Origin of the sequence: Deinococcus aestuarii (assembly GCF_018863415.1) — a bacterium.
Taxonomy (GTDB): domain Bacteria; phylum Deinococcota; class Deinococci; order Deinococcales; family Deinococcaceae; genus Deinococcus; species Deinococcus aestuarii.
Map to the genome: position 1 here is coordinate 37399 of NZ_JAHKSN010000021.1, position 15837 is coordinate 53235.

Below are 15837 nucleotides of genomic sequence, written 5' to 3' on the forward strand. Positions count from 1 at the left end.
TACGCAGGTGACCCGCATCTATGCCGGCCCGAACCACACGGTCAGCAGTTTGCCGAAGGGCCTGTTCGAGCAGCTCCAGGCCCTGCTCGAGGAGCGCGACGACGCCCTGGCGTTGGTCGAGGTCGTCAGCGACGGTGGGAAGCGCCGTCAGGCCGACTGCGTCATTCTCAGCCCCGGCGGCGTCGACGTCATCGAGGTCAAGGACAAGCGCAACCCGGTGATCGGGAGCGCCAGCGGCACCTGGAAGACCGACGACGGCGGCGTTCTGAACGCGTTCAGCAATCCCAAGGGGGGACGCAAGGAGAATCCCTACCAGCAGGCCAACCGGATCGCCAAGGACGTTCACACCTGGCTGGGCGGGCGCCGCGGCGTGAGGGCCCACCGCCTGAAGGTCTACCCGCTGGTCCTGATTCCTGCGGCCCACCCGGAGTGTCGGATCGGTCCCGACAACTGGGTGAACCTCGCCCTGGGCAACGCCCAGCTCCTCGGCGCGCTGCGCGCCCTTCGCAGTGACGAGCGGGTCTGGGAGCCCGGGGACTACCTGGGTCTCCCCGAGGAACTCGGCCTGACCCCCATCGATGTCGCCGAGATCACCGGCAAGACCGTCGACCGCACCACCGGAACGGCGTTGCAGCGTGTTCAGGTGGAGGCCACTGGCCTGAAGCGACCCCTGCAGGTGGACACCCGCGGGAATTTCTCCTTCACGGTCCGCCCCGGCACGCGCCTGACCCTGCGCCTGCTGCCCTCCACCCTGCACGCGCCGCAGGAACGGGTGCTGGAGGTGGAAGCGGAGACGCGGCTCATCGAGTTGGGCGAACTCTACTTCGACCCGGTGGTGTCCTCGCGGGGCGTGGCACAGGCCGAACGCGAGGTGCTGCAGCTCCAGGACCGGATGGAACAGATGCGGGCCGACCATGCCCGCGAGGTGCAGCGGCTGGTCGAGCAGGCGGAGCAGGCCCGGCGTCAGGCTGAGGAAGAAGTCCGGCGCGTGCAGCGCCGCCAGCATCAGGAGGCGCGGGACCTCGAGCGGCTGCGGGCCCAGGGCGCCGCGGACCTCCAACGTGTCCGGCAGCTCGAGGCCCGGGTCACCGAGGCGGATGCCCAGCTCGCCGCACTCAGCCTGAACCGGCCGGAGGACCAGGCCCGCATCGCGGAGTTGCAGGCCGAGCGGCAGGACCAGCTCGGCCGCATGGAGGCCCTGCAGCAGGCGGCCGCACGCGGGGAGCAGCAGACCCGGGAGGCCGAGGAGCGAGCGGCGGCGACGATGCGCGACCTCGCCCGCCTGCAGAGCGAACTGCCTGGCCACCTCGAGCGGCTGCGCGCCCTGGAGGCGGAGCGTGACCAGCAGCAGGCGGAACTCGGGGCCCTGCGCGCCGAGCATACCCGGGTGCAGCAGGAACTCGCCGAGGCGGCCGCGCGGCAGGCTGGCCAGGAGGTCTTTGCCCGGCAGGTGCAGGCCGCCCGCAGGCGCCTGGAGTCCTGGAAGACGCGTGCCCAGCAGGCGCAGCGGGCGCTGGAGGCAGCCCAGCAGGCGCAGGCTGACCTGCTCGAGCGCGAGCGGGAAAGTGCCCGGCAGGCGCGGCAGCAGCAGGAGGCGCAGTTCCAGCGGCGGGAAGCCGACCTGCAAGAGCAGCTGGAGGGCGTGCTGGCACGCCTCGAAGCCCTCAGCGCCGCTTCCGCTGCCCCGGCCGGCGGTGTCATGGCCCGTGCCGTCGCGTGGCGTCAACGTGACCGCGCCGGCGCCCGCTCGCCCCTCGCGCGCATCGCGGTGGACAAGCTCCGGGGCGGCCAGATTCCCCCGGGGGCCTCGTTACCCGAGCGGCCTGCCGCGGAACCTGACCCGGCCGCCTGGAACCTGGAGCCGGGGGCGCTGGTCACCCGCATGGAGGGGTTGCTGGAGCGCTGGGGCCAGCAACTGCCGCTGCTCCCGGCCGCCGACCAGCCCCTGCGGCGCAGCATGCAAAAGCGCATCCGCGACGCCCTGGAAGAGTTGCAAGAGGCTCTGGGGGACGGCGACCCCGGGGAGACGCTGGCGGAGGCGCGCCGGGTGATGGCCTCGCTGGTGCCGGAAGGGCCGGGGAACGCGGCTCCGGCTGCCGCCTTGCCGCGCGACGTCGTGCTGCTGACCTCGGATCAGGGCCTGTCCGCCGACGCCCGCCCCTGGGTGCTTCACGGCGGCGTCCTGCGTGACCTGGAGACCGGCGAGGACATGGATCTCACGGTTCCCGGCCTCGAGGAGGGCCGTCTTCCGGCCGAGCTGGACGGCCTGGTGGGGCTGCGGGAGGGCCCGGCCTTCGTGCCGGTGTGGGCTCTGCCGCCCGAGCGCCAGGTCGAGGCGTGGTTGCCCGACAGCTGGTCGGCCTCGCTGGTGGACGCCCTGGCCGGAGGACCGGAGGCCCTCGCGGACCGGGCCGCGCGGCTCTCCAAGGCACAGTTTCGGGTGGTCTGCCGCTCCCTGCCCCTGGAGACCCTGCTGGATTGGACCGGCCGGACCTGGCCCCCGGAACTGCCGGGCGCCCTGCACGACGCCGTGCTCGCGCGCTTCGCGCAGGACCTGCAGGCGCGGGGCGTCTCGCCCCGCCCCGTGCCGGTCCGGGCGGAGCAGGTGCAGCGGGCCCTGCACCTGGGCGACCTGGAAGCGGTCCCTGCCCCCGAGCACGCGGGCGCGCGGGACGGCGTGAGCGTCCCCCTGGGCAGTCTGGACCTGGACCCCCGGGTGGTGGCCGGGCTCGACCCCCGCGCGCGTGAGGGCGGGCTCTACCTCCACCAGGCCCTCTCCCTGGGGCTGATCCGCGGGGCGCGCGCGGGCGGGTACGACGTGGTGCTCTCCACCCCGACGGCGAGCGGCAAGACCCTGGCCTTTTTGCCGGGCGTCCTGGAGGGCGTGCTGCACCAGGGGGGCAACGCGCTCTTCCTCTACCCACTGCGCGCCCTCTCGGCCGACCAGCTGCAGACGCTGGAGGGCGTCCGGAGACGGATGGGAGACGACGCGCCCTCCCTGGGGCGGCACTACGGCGGAGAAGACGTGGATCCCACCGACGGCGTGCCCCGCCTCCTGGTGGCCACGCCCGACAAGCTGAACCACGCCCTGGACCGCCCGTGGGTCCACGCCTTCGCGGCGGGCCTGCGCTACGTGGTGCTGGACGAGGCGCACACCTACCGCGGCCCCTTCGGGGCGCACATGTCGGGCTTCCTGCGCCGCCTGCTGGCCCTGTGCCCGGTGCCGCCCACCCTGATCCTCTCGTCGGCCACCCTGCAGAACACGGTGGCCTTTGCCCGGCTGCTGACGGGGCGTGACACCTTCCGGGTCGCCGGGGCGTCCACCGCGCCCCGCTACCCCCGCCACCTCTACGTGGCGCAGCCGCGGGCGGGGAGGACGCACCGCTCGCACCTGGGAGCCCTGCGGGGTTTCGGCGACGTGATCCGCCAGCGGCAGGGCAAGGGGCTGATCTTCGCGGGGAGCCGGGCGGCGTCGCGCGAGATCGCGCGCGAGCTGCGCCACGAGGCGGACCACCGGGCGGCCCCCACAGCCTTCGCCTTCTACAGCGGCATGCAGAACTACCACGCCGAGCTTGAGCGGCTGCGTGACCAGGACGCGCGGCCCCTGATCGCGGCCTCCACCAGCACCCTGGAAGCCGGGATCGACATCGGAGACCTGGACATGGTCGCGGTGGTGGGCTTCCCGCGGTCGCGCAACAGCTTCAAGCAGATGGTCGGCCGGGCCGGGCGCGCCGGGACCGGCCACCTCGCCTTTCTGCCCGGCGACTCGCCGGCGGACTTCTACTACGCGCGCCCCGACACCCTGCGTCACCTGCTCGCCCGTGACAGCGAGCCGGTCTACCTCCACCCCCACAACCCCATCCTGGTGAGCGGGCACGTCGAGCGGGCCCGGTACGAGGCGGAGTGCGCCGGGCGTGACTCCGGGCCCGCCCTGCTGCACACCCTCTTCCCCGAGGGGCTGCACCCCGAGGACCAGGAGGCCCTGCGCCCGGTCTTCGACCTCCCGGTGCACCGGGTCCGCGCCCCCCTGCTGCGTGGCGACGGGACCGAGCCCCACGTGGTGGTCGCCGTGGGCGGCGCGGGCCAGCCCCGACCCGACGAGCTGAACCTCACCGCCACCGAGGAGGCTGACTGGCTGCTCGAGCGCCTCAGCCCGGAGGCCGCCTACCGGGAGTGGCCCCGCGAGGGCCGCGCGGCCCGCGGCGACCGCTTCTACCGGGTGCTGAGCTGGCGGCGCGGCACCCTGCGGGACGAACCGGGGGCCTTCGCGCAACCGGTCGTGATCATCGCCGTTCGGGACGTCACGGAGAATACCTTGGCCCCCGAGGAGGTGCTCGCCTGCCGGGTGAGGTCGCCGGAGGAGCGCGCGCTCCCGCCGGGCCGGTACGCGCCCCGCACCCGGACGGCGAAGATCCGCCTCGGGGCGCTGCCCACCCGGCTGGACGAGGCGGTGGCCTGCGGTCCGCTCTCCCTGGAGGTCGGCGTCGGTGAGGTGAGGCTCGCCGACGGTGGGGCGGAGTGCGCCGAGCAGGTGGCCCAGGCCCTGTGCGAGTCCACCGGCCGCCGCTTCCGGTCCCCGAGGATGAGGCGCCGCGAACCCGTGGCCGTCGAGGTGCTGGACCGTGAGCGGGTCCGGCAGCACGCCTGGCAGGTGGGCTCCCTGGTGCCCTGGACGGCGCGCCTCCCGTGGGCGGCCTCCTGCCGCCCGGACGACCCGCTGTGGACCGCCTACACCCTCCCGGAGCGGATGACCACCACCCTGCCGGACCTCCTGGCCCAGGCACCCGGGCGGGACCGGCCCCGGCACCTGCCGGACCTGGACCCCCGGCGGCCGGTCCCGGTGCTGCAGGTCAGCCTGCACGAGCACGAGCTGCAGGTGGCCGGCCCCTGTTCGTGTGGGGGAAGCACCACCCTGCGTCCCTTCTGGGAGGAGCACTGGACGCCGGTGTCCGAGCAGCTGCCGGCGCTTCCCGAGGACCCCCGGCGCTGGGAGGCCCACGACCTGGAGCGGCACACCTTCGCCACCGACATGGCGCGGCTCACGCTCCGGGGAGGAGACGGCGCCTCGCACCGCGCCCTGATGCTCGCGCTGGTCAAGGCCATCCCGGACCTGCTGGAGGTCGATCCCCAGGAATTCGGCGTGGGCGTGGTGGCCTGCCCGGAGGTGGGCGACCTGGAGCTGCTCGTGTGGGACGTGACCCCGGGCGGGACGGGCATCACCCGGGCGCTGGAGGACGCGTTGCCGGCGCTGATCGAGGCGGCCCGCGCCCTGCTGGGGCGCGCCCGGGCGTGCACCTGCGAGGGGGAGGGCTGCTTCGGGTGCATCCTGCCGCTCGAGCGCGTCGCCAACCTGATGGTCGCGCCCCCCGGTGACCTGGACGAGGCCAGGCGTATCGACGGCCTCGTGTTCTCGCGCTTTGCCGCGGACCTCGATCTGGCCGGGGCCCTGCGGCTGGGTGGAGGCGGCTCGTGAGGGCCCCGGCCGCCGGCCTCGCGGCCCGCGTGGGCTGGGAGCCCCGCGGGTGGCCGCAGGGTTCCCCCTGGGTGGGCCTGCCCTTTCACCTGCAGCAGGCCCTGCTGGGCCTCGCCCGGCGGGACGGCGCACCGCTGACCGTGGGGGGGGACGGGCGCCTGCTCGCCGGGGCCGAGGTGGGGGTCACGCTCGCGGCGTGGACTGAGGGGGCCGTTCAGGGGCTCGGCGAGGACGTTCACCCCCTGACTCCCGGGGGGAACGTCCTGCGTCGGGCGGGAATGGCCCAGCTCGAGCGGTGGCTCCCCACCCCGGGGGGCCTCTCGCCCGTGCCGGCCATGCCGCTGCACTGGACCGCCGGGGAGCAGGAGACCGAGCTCGAGCCGGAGATGCTGCTCTCGGCCGCGCGCCCCCGGTCCCTGCAGCGCCGGCTGAAGAAGGCCGGGCTGACCCTGCGCCCCGAGGGACCCCACTGGGAGCGCTGGCTGACCGCGGGGCCGGTGCAGGTGCGGCTGTGGTCGCTGGCCTGGCTGGCGCGGCTGGGCGAGGCGATCGCCGACGGGCAGGCCACGCTGCGGGTCCGGCTCCTCGGGGACGACCCTCTGCCCTGGCTGGGTCTGTGGGATGCCCTGGAACTGCTGGTGGCGACCCGCGCCCTGCGCGGCCAGGAGTGGGCGCTGCCGGACGTCGTCGTGGACGCCCCCTCCCCCGGGGAACTGGAGGGGCTCTACCTGGGGGCGCACCTCACGCGCGGAGCGCGCGCCCCGCTGGCAGCCCTGCGGTGGACCCCGGTGCAGACGGCGGACGTGGTGGTGGGCGCGGTGGACGCGGTGGCCCCGGCCGAACTGGGCGCCTTCTGGGCCGCAGAGACGGTCTTGCAGCGCGTCGAGGCCGTCCAGCACCAGATGACACAGCCCGAGGGCATCGGGCGGGCGGTCGTCTGGCCCCGCGAGGTGCTCGACTTCATGTTCTCGCGCTTCCTGGGGCACCCGGCCCTGCGCGACGAGCAGGCGGAGGCGCTCTCCCGGGCGCTGGGGGACGAGCACCTGCTGGTCATCCTGCCCACCGGGTACGGCAAGAGCGCGATCTACCAGATGGTGGGGCTGCTGCAGCCGGGCGTCACCCTGGTGGTGAGCCCCCTCAAGGCCCTGATCGAGGACCAGCTCGCGCATCTGCGGGAGCTGGGCGTGGTGGGGGCGGCGGGCATCACCGGCGACACTGCGGATCAGCGGAAGGTGCTCGGGCAGTTCGGCAGCGGGCGCTACCGCCTCTTCTACTGCGCACCTGAACGTCTGGGCACGCACGAGTTCCGCCGCTACCTCGAGCAGCTGCTCTCCGCCAACCAGGTGGCCCAGATCGCCGTGGACGAGGCGCACTGCGTCTCGGAGTGGGGACACGACTTCCGCAGCTCCTACATGGACGTGCGCCGGCTCAGCCATGAGCTGGGCGCGAGGACCGGGCAGCCCGTGCCGATCCTGGCCTTGACGGCGACCGCCTCGGACCAGGTGCGCCAGGACGTCATGCGGGCGCTGGAGATCCCGCGCGACAACACGGTGCATCACCACAGCAGCGACCGGCCCGAGCTGAGCTTCAGCGTGCACGCGGTGGATGGCCGTCAGGGACCCCAGGCCCGGCTGACGGCCCTGACGAACGTCTTCCGCGAGGTTCTGCCACGGCTCTTCCCGAAGGACCTGCTTGGTCGGCGGCGTGAGGATGCCCGCTTCGAGGCGGGTGCGGTCGTGTTCGTGCCCTACACCGAGAACCGTGAGCGGGCCCTGTTCCGCGGCAACAACTCGGTCGTGGCCGAGCATCTCGGGACCGTCTTCCCGGCCGGACACCTGGGTGTCTCGGGGAGCGTGTCGCCGGGGGCGTGTCCCCGTTGCGGCAGCCACGCGTTCTTCCTGGATTACGGGCGGCCGTACTGCACCCGTTGCGAGGCCCACTTCGAGCGGCAGGAGATCAACACCCTGCCGGCGGCGAGCTGGAATGCGCGGGTGGCCCAGACCCAGCAGGATTTTCTGGACAGCCGCCTGCCGGTCCTGGTCTCCACCAAGGGCTTCGGCATGGGCGTCGACAAGGCGAACATCCGTCTGGTCGCCCACCACGTCATGTCGGGCAGCCTGGAGGGCTACTACCAGGAGGCCGGACGTGCGGGGCGCGACGGTCAGCATGCCCACGTGGCGATGGTGACGGTGCTGCCACACGCGGGCTGCCGGGCAGAGTGGCTGGACAGTGGCCGGCTGACGAACCTCAAGCCCGGCGAACCCGTTCCACTCCCGTGCCTGAGTCGGAACGCCGACGGGTACCACAAGCTGGAGTGTCCCTACCGGCTGACCGAGCTGTGCGATCTGGGGCAGCAGGCGGCCTTCATCAACAACAGCTTCCCCTCGGCCCGCGAGGAGTTCGACAAGATCAAGGCGATCACGGCGCAGGTGGAAGGGCGGCGCACCGTGGACGTCTTCTGGGCCAAGGGCAAGGGCGGCCAGCACGATCAGCGGGTCACCGAGCGTGCGCTGGCGCGCCTGGTCGCGCTGGGGCTGGTGCGGGGCTACCAGAAACGGACCTCCTGCTACGTGGTGACCATCAACCCCGACTGGAAGGCGGCGGAGGCGGTCGACGCCCTGGAGCAGGAGCTTCGAGCCTACGACGAGATGAGCGGCTCCCCGGGAGCCTCGCTGCGCCGCTTCGAACAGTGGCGGGCCTCCATGCTGACCGGCCCGAAGGGCTACGTGACCTACGGGGCCCCACGGCTGCTGGAGACGCTGTACACGACGGTGCGCGACGCGCGGCTGGCGAGCCTGCTCAACCTGTACCGCTTCGCGGCGCTCTCGCCGGGCGAGTGCCGCCGGGCCTTCCTGCGCAGCGCTTTCGAGACGACTCCGCTCGACCAGGACTACGCCTGCGGCTTTTGCGACTCCTGCGTCCCGGACCTGGCCTTTGAGGTGGAACGGGCCCGCCAGCCCCTGAGTGCCCAGGAGAAGGAACTGATCGCGGTCGGGGAAACGTTCGAGGCGTTGCAGGGCGGGGCCTTCAAGCTTCCCCACGTCGTCGCCTTCCTGGAACAGTGCGTGGCCGCCGGGGCCGCGACCAGCATTCTGGGCCGCGCGACCTACCTGCTGGAGCAGCGGCCCAACGACCTCACCCTGCTGTTTGTGGGCTCGGCGTTGCAGGCGCAGGCCGGGAAACTGGAGGGCGCCGGTCAGCTGGTGGAGCGGGCCGTCACGGTCATGCGCCGGGGCCCCCCCTCCGCCGAGCAGCTGCATGCCTACCTCGCGGCACTGCAGGAGACCCAGCCCGGGCTGGTGGTCCGGGTGTGCGCGGCCGTGGGCGGACCGTTCGACGACCCCAGGGGCAAGCCGCTGGCGGTCGAGGTGCTGCGCCAGGAAGAGCCTGGGTTGGCTGATCGTCTGCAAAGAAGCTGGGCGCTGCTGGGGATGGTGCGCCACGCCCAGGGACTGCTGGACGTGGCCGGTCCGGTGACGAGACCGAAGACGACAACTCAGGGCGCGCGGCGCCAGGAAAAGGTGAGGAAATGACCGCTTCGTATCTGGATGAGACGTGGTTCGAGGGCCAGGCGGGGGAACTCGCGGCCCTGCAGACCAGGCTGCGGGAGCATCTCGACGTGATCGCGCTGGCCGCGGGGCAGTTGCCCGACCTGGTGGCGCAGGTCCAGCGTCTGGAACAGCGTGAGCAGGAGACGCTGCGGACATTGGAGGCCACGCGACTGGCGGCCCAGGATGAGCTGCGGGCCGCGCTCGGCGCGGCCGTCTTCCAGGTGGAGGGGAAGTCCGGCGAACTCGTTCGGCACCTGGCGGCGCAGACGCAGGAATCCCAGACTTCCCTGGGGGAGGCCGCGGCTCGACTCCAGCAGGGCCTGCACGAGCAGCATGGGGGGCTTCAGCAGCAGCTGCACGAACAGTTCCAGGCGCTGCTGGAGACCCTCCCAGCCACAGCCCGGCGGATGGAACAGCAGGCCGCGGAGATCCGGGAAGGGTTGGAAGCCCGTCTACAAGGCTTCCAGGCAGAGGCGGGAGAGCAGGTGCAGCGGCTGCTGCACACCGTCGATGCGACCCTGCAGGCCGAGTCCGCTCGGCTCCACGGGCTCGTCGTGCAGCAGGGCCAGCGCGTCGCCGAGGTTTCGGCGGCCCTGGAGCGTGAGCACCAGACGCTGGAGCGAGACCTGTTGGACCTCCTGCAGGACACCTCCCAGCGCCTTGAGCAGCGCTTGACCGAGGCTGAGGAGCGGGCCGTCGCCCGAACCTCGCAGCTTGAAGCGCGTCTGGCTGCCCTGGAGACACAGCTGGAGCACCTGCGGGGCGGGAACGAGCGGCTCACGGCGGAAGTCGCGGCCGCCCGGCAGGACACCGGGCAATTGCGGACGGACCTGCAGACGGCGGCCGAGCGGCTGGACACCCTGACTCAGGCCGCCGACACCCTGCAGCTGGACGTCGGCACCCGCTTTCAGGCGGTCGAGCAACTGGTGCGTTCCCAGGAGCACCGCTGGCAACAGGATGTCTTGCAGCTTCGGGCCGCGCAGCAGGACCAGGCCAGACAGGCCCTGGCCGACCTGCAGGTCGTGCAGGACCAGCTCAGCGCCCGCCTTGACGCCCGGACCGATGAGGTCGGGCAGCGGTTGGAGAACGCCTTGACTCAGGAAGCTGTCCGGCTCGACACCCGGCTCAAGGACCTGGAAGCTCGGGTCCAGTCCGGGCAGGCGACGACGCAGCGGGAACTCGGGCACCTGCGGACGGGACTGGATGCGGTGACCACCGGACTGGCCGCAGCGGCCCAGTTGACGCAACAGGTGCGAGCGGAGCTGCAACAGCGAAGCGAAGCCCTGGAGATCAGCGTCCGACAGGGTCTGGATACCGTCCGGCAGGAGACCCGGCGGGCCGAGCGGGCGGCCGCCGAGGAGGCCGCCCGTGCCGCCGAACGTGCTTCGGCGCTGGAAAGGCGGCAGCAGGACGCCCAAGCGGCCCTGCAAGGCCACCTGAGCACCCTGCAGGCCGACATGGCGGCTGCGGGCGCGCAGGTGACCAGGACGGGTGACCGTCTGACGTCGTTCCTGTCCTGGTTCGGGCAGTCGGGGGCCTGGGCGCGGCTTCACGGAAAGCCGGAGCATTGAGGTCCCGAAGGGGGCGAGACCTGAATAGATGCGCTCCATGTCCTGCCCTCGCCCGTGCTGGCGCTGCCCCGGGTTCCGAATTGATGGCGTGCCTCAACCGTTTCAGGCGCTCCGCTGGGCAGTGTCGCGAGCCTCTCCCCAACGATCGGCTTGGCCGAGGACGGCATGACGAAGTTCGGCGACCTGGGCACCGGCGGGGCCGGAACTCGCGATCCTGCGGCAGTGCGCGGCATGGGGGGAACCCTTCGCGGCGGACATTCTGGGTGCGCCGCTGTGGGTCCTGCGGTTGCAGCCCCTCTTGCTGTGGGTGTTCCGGGGACGCGGGGGGAGCGGGTGGCTGGGCTGGCTTTGAGAGCATCTCCGCTGGGGTTGGTTGTCCCACGTACGCGCGAACATGGCCCTTCATCGTTCATGCCAGGGGCTGGGAGCCGTGGATGCACGCCTCAGGTGAACCCCACCGATTGTTCGACGGTCCCCGAGAGTTTGCCGTCTCGACCTAGACCTGATCTACCGCCCGCGTGCTCATCGGGCCCTGGCAGGTACTCGGAGAAAGTGGCAGGGTGTGAAGGAAGACCGGTACCTGACCCGGACACTCCTCTGCGAAGTCTTTCACCCTCCCGTGGCATCTCGGTCGGATGACCGTCCGCAGACGTTCCGGCGAAGGTACCGTCCACCCCGTGATCCTGAATGGCCAGGTCGTGAGCTACCGGGGTCTGGCCTCCTACCAGGACCCAGCCACCGGCAAGCAGCGCCGTAAGTCGGTGAGCCGCAAGACCCGGGAGGAAGCCAAGCGGGCCCTCGCGGCCCTGCTGCGCACCCTCCCGAAGGCCAGGCCAGTGAGGCGCCGCACGGCCGAGCCCCCCAGCCTGCCCCCCGCTGAGGATGCCGCCTCACTGCACGCCTTCCTGCTGCGCTGGCTGGCCTACAAGGAGCGCGACGTGCGCCCGTCGACCTACCGCACCTATGTGCAGAACCTGAACCCCGTTCTACCCCACGCGGGGAATCGGCTTTTGAGCGCCCTCTCCGTGCTGGACATCGAGGACCTGGTGCAAGCACTTCACAAGGAGCACGGTCCCCGTGGGGCGGGCCGGTCCCTGCACACCCTGCGGATGGCCCTGCGCCAGGCGGTGCGCTGGCAACTCGTGCCCCTCAACGTGGCGGAAAACGTCCGCAAGCCCAAGGTCGGGCGACAGGAGACCCTGGTCTGGACCCCGGCCCAGGCGGCCAAGTTCCTCGAGGCCGCGCGTGGGCACCGCCTGTACCCCCTCTTCGCCCTGGCCCTGAGCACCGGGATGCGCCGGGGGGAACTGCTGGCCCTGCACTGGGGGGACGTCGACCTCGAGGCCCGCGAGATTACCGTCCGGCACAACCTCGTCAAGGACGCGGCCGGACGGTACGGTGTGGGCCAGCCGAAGACCGAGACCGGGCACCGCCGCATCCTGCTGGCCGAGGACACGGTCGACCTCCTGCGGGAACACCGGGAGCGGGAACAGCGGGGGAGACGGGCGCCGCGTCCCGGCGATTTCGTGTTCACGGCGGCGTCGGGAAACTATGTGCAGGGCCGCCACCTCGACCGCACCTACCGGGCCCTGATGGAGGAGGCGGGCGTGCCGCGCCTGCGCTTCCACGACCTGCGGCACACGGCGGCGAGCCTGCTGATGCGGCGGGGCGTCCCGCCCAAGGTGGTGGCGGACCGGCTGGGGCACGCGGACGCCAGCTTCACCCTGAAGGTGTACACCCATGTGTACGACGACCAGCGGGCCGCGGCGGCCCTGCCCATGAGCGAATTGCTGGGGGCGGAAAGCCGGGGAAACCCACAGGTCTCGCACCCCGGGTCGGCCGTTGAGCTGGAGCAGGGGCTGGAGGCCCTGAGGCGGCTGCATCAGGCGCTGGGGGCGTTCCTCGAGACGGCGCCCGAGTGGGCGAGGACGGCGGTGCAGGGGATGGCTGGCAGCCGGTAACGGGAGAACCGTGGGGCTGCGACGCACACCCCTGGTGCCCTGCTGACAGGGGCTCGGTGCCCAGAAAGAACGGAGAGAAGGGCGCCCCTCCCAGCGCGGCGGCTCCTAAGAAAAAGTGAAGGTCGACTCATTATACAGCGCTCTGTCGTACGATGAAGAACCATGGCGGGTGCAGCCAAATTACAGATACTCGAGGCACGGATCGATGCGGAAAAGAAGGAAACCATCGGCGCGGCCGCCGCCGTGCAGGGCCTGTCCATCAGTGACTTCGTGATTCAGGCGGCCTATGCCCGCGCGCTGGAGACGCTCGAGGCCCACCGCACCCTGCAACTGTCCGCGGCGGATCAGCGCCTCTTCGTGGAGACCCTGATGAACCCGCCCGCCCCGAACGACGCCTTGCGGGAGGCGGCCGCCCGCAGCCGGGAACGCTTCGGTTCGTGACCGTCTCCCTGCGCGTCGTGCCCTTCAGACCGGACTACGACACCAGCGCCTTCGGAAACCTGGACGAGCACCCGACGGCCTACCTGAAGGAAGCCTGGGTGCCCCGCGTGCAGCGGGACCTGAACACCGGCCAGGCCGCCGTCTTCTGCAGACGCACCGGCTCGTTGAACTGCGCCAGGCTGTAGGCCTCAACGAGGAGGGCCTGGCACAGTGGCTGGGCATCCCGCTTTTCTGCGTCTCCCGCATCGAACGCGGAGACCTCGACCACACTGAGATCGTCACCCTGCGGGCCTTCCCCCGGGCTCTCGGCGGGAACTGGAGATCACCCTCAGGCTCGCCGACGAGCGCCTCACGCTGGGCTGACCTTTGGGGTCCGTAGGCGTCACACCCATGACTCGGTAGAGTCCTTAATCAGATCAGATGTGAGCCGATTGGCCCGGGATATTCGAATCACCGGCTCAGGTCACCTCGCCTGCGCGGCGCCCCTGTTCACTGTTCGTGTTCACAGACAAGTGCTCGGAAGACAGGCTGGGCCGGGTGGAAGTTCACGTGCTGGGGAAGACCGGGGGTTCGAGCGCTTCCGCGGGGCGTGGAAACTACGACGGGCGTCCCCATGCCCTGCCGTGCGCAGGGGGAGAGGCCCGCGAGCCACGAGCCGACTCCATCTTCCCAACGACACCCATTGGGCCTTTCTATCCCGGCCGGATGCTGTGACTTGCGCGCCCCATACATTGTTGAGGTGGCGGTGGTTGCGGGAGCTGAGGACCATGGGGGCGGCTGCGGCGGGTGTGGTGACTGCATCTCGGACGGCACCAGGGAGCCAATTTCCACGGAGTGCCAGGAATGTCCGGGGCGGGTTCGGAACGCCGTGCCCTCCGGGTCCACTGCCCCTGACATGCTGGGAGCATGTTCCGAGTTTGGCCCTCCCGTGAAGAGCTCTACGACCTGGTGTGGTCCAAACCGGCCGAGGAGGTGGCCGCCGACCTCGGCATCACGGGCACAGCCCTGACCAGGGCCTGCGCGCGGCGCAACATTCCCAAACCCCCTCGCGGGTATTGGGCCCGGCTGCGGGCGGGACAGCCGGTGAACCGGGTCCCCCTGCCGAAGAGCGCGACCCCGCCGAAGAAGGCCAGGGCGGAGCGGCCCACCTTTGTGCCACCCCCTGTGGCGCAGACATCCCCCCGTCCCCGGGTGGTGCAGCGCACCGAGCGGGCCTACGAGGGGGCGGACACCGACGTGTGGGGCCGCCTCGTCCCCTCCTGGACCGGCACGTCCGAGTACCTCGACCTCATGGTCTCCCGCGACGCCCTGCCGCGGGCGTTGCAGGTCATGGCACGGCTGATCGAGGAGGCCCGCGCCGTGGGGATGACTGTCACGGCGCAGCACCGCTCGACCTTCCTCGCGGTGGCGGGCGAGCAGGTCCGGCTGCGCCTCAAGGAGAAGGTTCAGGCACAGGAGGGGCTACCGCTGTTGCCCGCCCGCTCCACCTGGGACACGCCCTCACGGCAGAAAGCGCGGGGGACGGGGGAGCTGAGCCTGCTGGTGCTGGACCCCACAGGGGACGTGCCCACGGCCTCCTGGCGCGACGGACCCCTCCCGCTGGAGGACCAGATGTCCGGGATCATCGGCGCGTTCCGGGCGGTGCCGCGCCGGGCCGAACAGCGGCGACGGGATGAGGCGGTGGCGGCCGAGCGCCGCCGGCAGCAGGAGCTGGAGACCCAGCGGCTGCGGATAATCGAGGCGCAGCGGCAGGCGGAACTCCGGCGGCGGCGCGAGGAGGAGCAGGCCTGCCGGGAGACGCTGCTGGCCCACGCCCGGCGCTGGGAGGAGGGCCAGCGGCTGCGGGCCTACCTCGACTGGGTACAGATCCAGATGCAGGGCGCCCCCGACGCCGGGACCGAGGCGTTCCAGGGCTGGCTGGCGTGGGCCGAGCAGGAGCTTCTGGTACTTGATCCCGTTCGCAGCGGGGAGCTGACGGCCCTGACCGTCCGGGTGCAACGGATGACCGGGTGGCCGCCCCTCGAGGAGGTGATTCCCGACTCACGGCGTTGAGGGAGAGGACCTGTGGGCTTGCCGTTCCCAATGGACCAGCCGTGCAATGACCGAGGCTATCTCCAGCGTGGGGAGGTGGGCGCGCCCACCTCCCCCACGTCGACCACTTGAGGTGGCTGGCTCACCCGGTAGCGCGTGTCGCACACGGCAGCATTGAGGTACTGCACGCCGCCGCGCTCCTCCCGGCCGTACCCCTCGTGGATGTGCCCGAACACGTGGACCCGGGGACGCAGGCGCTCGATCACCCGGCCCAGGTGCGGACACCCGACGGCCTGGCCCTCCAGCAGCACCCGGTCGAGGATGCCCCGGGGCGGCCCGTGGGTCACCACGACGTCCACCCCCGCCGGAAGTTGTCCCCAGTGTTGCCGCAGCTCCTCGTCGGTGCGATTGAAGGCCCAGTCCATGAACTCGGGCGTGACGGGACTGCCCCAGAACCGCACGCCGTCCAGCTCCACCCCCGAGTCGTTGAGGTAGGTGATGTTGTCCGGAATCAGCCCCTCGGCGAGGTGGGGCGTGCGCTCGAAGGCGAAGTCGTGGTTGCCCGCGATCATCACGCGGTGCCGGAAGTCGCCGACCCGGCCGAACCAGCTCAGGAAGCGGCCGATCTCGTCGAGCCGCCCGTGACCGCTCACGTCCCCGGCGTGCAGCAGGACGTCCCCGGGCGGAAGACGGACCTGATCGTGCAGGCCGTGGGTGTCGGAGAGGCAGACCAGCCTCATGGGCAGGCTCCTCTGACGAGCTCATGCCCGGTGTGCGGAGGGGAACCACGCCCCCACCAGGAGGAGTTG

General features: G+C 71.7%; 8 protein-coding genes. 7 read left to right on the forward strand and 1 reads right to left on the reverse strand.

What is annotated here, in order from left to right; translation table 11 throughout:
• Window positions 1-7 precede the first annotated feature (7 nt).
• The 7 genes from IC605_RS19300 to IC605_RS19330 all read left to right on the forward strand — a co-directional run bounded on the left by IC605_RS19300 (window position 8) and on the right by IC605_RS19330 (window position 15049).
• Window positions 8-5473: a DEAD/DEAH box helicase gene (locus IC605_RS19300; protein WP_216328034.1), complete on the forward strand. Its 5466-nt coding sequence runs from the start codon at window positions 8-10 to the stop codon at window positions 5471-5473.
• Complete coding sequence (locus IC605_RS19305; RefSeq protein WP_343216673.1) at window positions 5470-9006, forward strand: DEAD/DEAH box helicase; 3537 nt, start codon at window positions 5470-5472, stop codon at window positions 9004-9006. The genes IC605_RS19300 and IC605_RS19305 overlap by 4 nt, the downstream gene beginning before the upstream one ends.
• Window positions 9003-10595 carry a coiled-coil domain-containing protein gene (locus tag IC605_RS19310; protein ID WP_216328036.1) on the forward strand — a complete coding sequence of 531 codons (1593 nt, stop codon included), beginning with the start codon at window positions 9003-9005 and terminating at the stop codon, window positions 10593-10595. Before IC605_RS19305 ends, IC605_RS19310 begins: the two co-directional genes overlap by 4 nt.
• 677 nt (window positions 10596-11272) lie before the next feature.
• Window positions 11273-12556, forward strand: a complete 1284-nt coding sequence (locus IC605_RS19315) for a site-specific integrase (protein WP_216328038.1) — start codon at window positions 11273-11275, stop codon at window positions 12554-12556.
• A 162-nt stretch (window positions 12557-12718) separates the two neighbouring features.
• Window positions 12719-12997 carry a type II toxin-antitoxin system TacA family antitoxin gene (locus tag IC605_RS19320; protein WP_216328040.1) on the forward strand — a complete coding sequence of 93 codons (279 nt, stop codon included), beginning with the start codon at window positions 12719-12721 and terminating at the stop codon, window positions 12995-12997.
• Window positions 12994-13182, forward strand: coding sequence for a hypothetical protein (locus tag IC605_RS19325; protein WP_216328042.1), 189 nt, complete (start codon window positions 12994-12996; stop codon window positions 13180-13182). Before IC605_RS19320 ends, IC605_RS19325 begins: the two co-directional genes overlap by 4 nt.
• Window positions 13183-13903: 721 nt before the next feature.
• Window positions 13904-15049: a hypothetical protein gene (locus tag IC605_RS19330; protein ID WP_216328044.1), complete on the forward strand. Its 1146-nt coding sequence runs from the start codon at window positions 13904-13906 to the stop codon at window positions 15047-15049.
• Window positions 15050-15105: 56 nt separating this feature from the next.
• Here the strand turns inward: IC605_RS19330 and IC605_RS19335 are convergent, their stop codons facing one another.
• Window positions 15106-15768 (reverse strand): metallophosphatase domain-containing protein, encoded by a 663-nt coding sequence (locus IC605_RS19335; RefSeq protein WP_216328046.1) that lies wholly within the window; start codon window positions 15766-15768, stop codon window positions 15106-15108.
• Between the last annotated feature and the right edge of the window lie 69 nt (window positions 15769-15837).

What these genes read in the sequence shown, in the direction of transcription:
- IC605_RS19310 (WP_216328036.1), top strand. Translation starts at nt 9,003, where the DNA reads ATGACCGCTTCGTATCTGGATGAGACGTGGTTCGAGGGCCAGGCGGGG.
- IC605_RS19320 (WP_216328040.1), top strand. Translation starts at nt 12,719, where the DNA reads ATGGCGGGTGCAGCCAAATTACAGATACTCGAGGCACGGATCGATGCG.
- IC605_RS19330 (WP_216328044.1), top strand. Translation starts at nt 13,904, where the DNA reads ATGTTCCGAGTTTGGCCCTCCCGTGAAGAGCTCTACGACCTGGTGTGG.
- IC605_RS19335 (WP_216328046.1), bottom strand. Translation starts at nt 15,768, where the DNA reads ATGAGGCTGGTCTGCCTCTCCGACACCCACGGCCTGCACGATCAGGTC.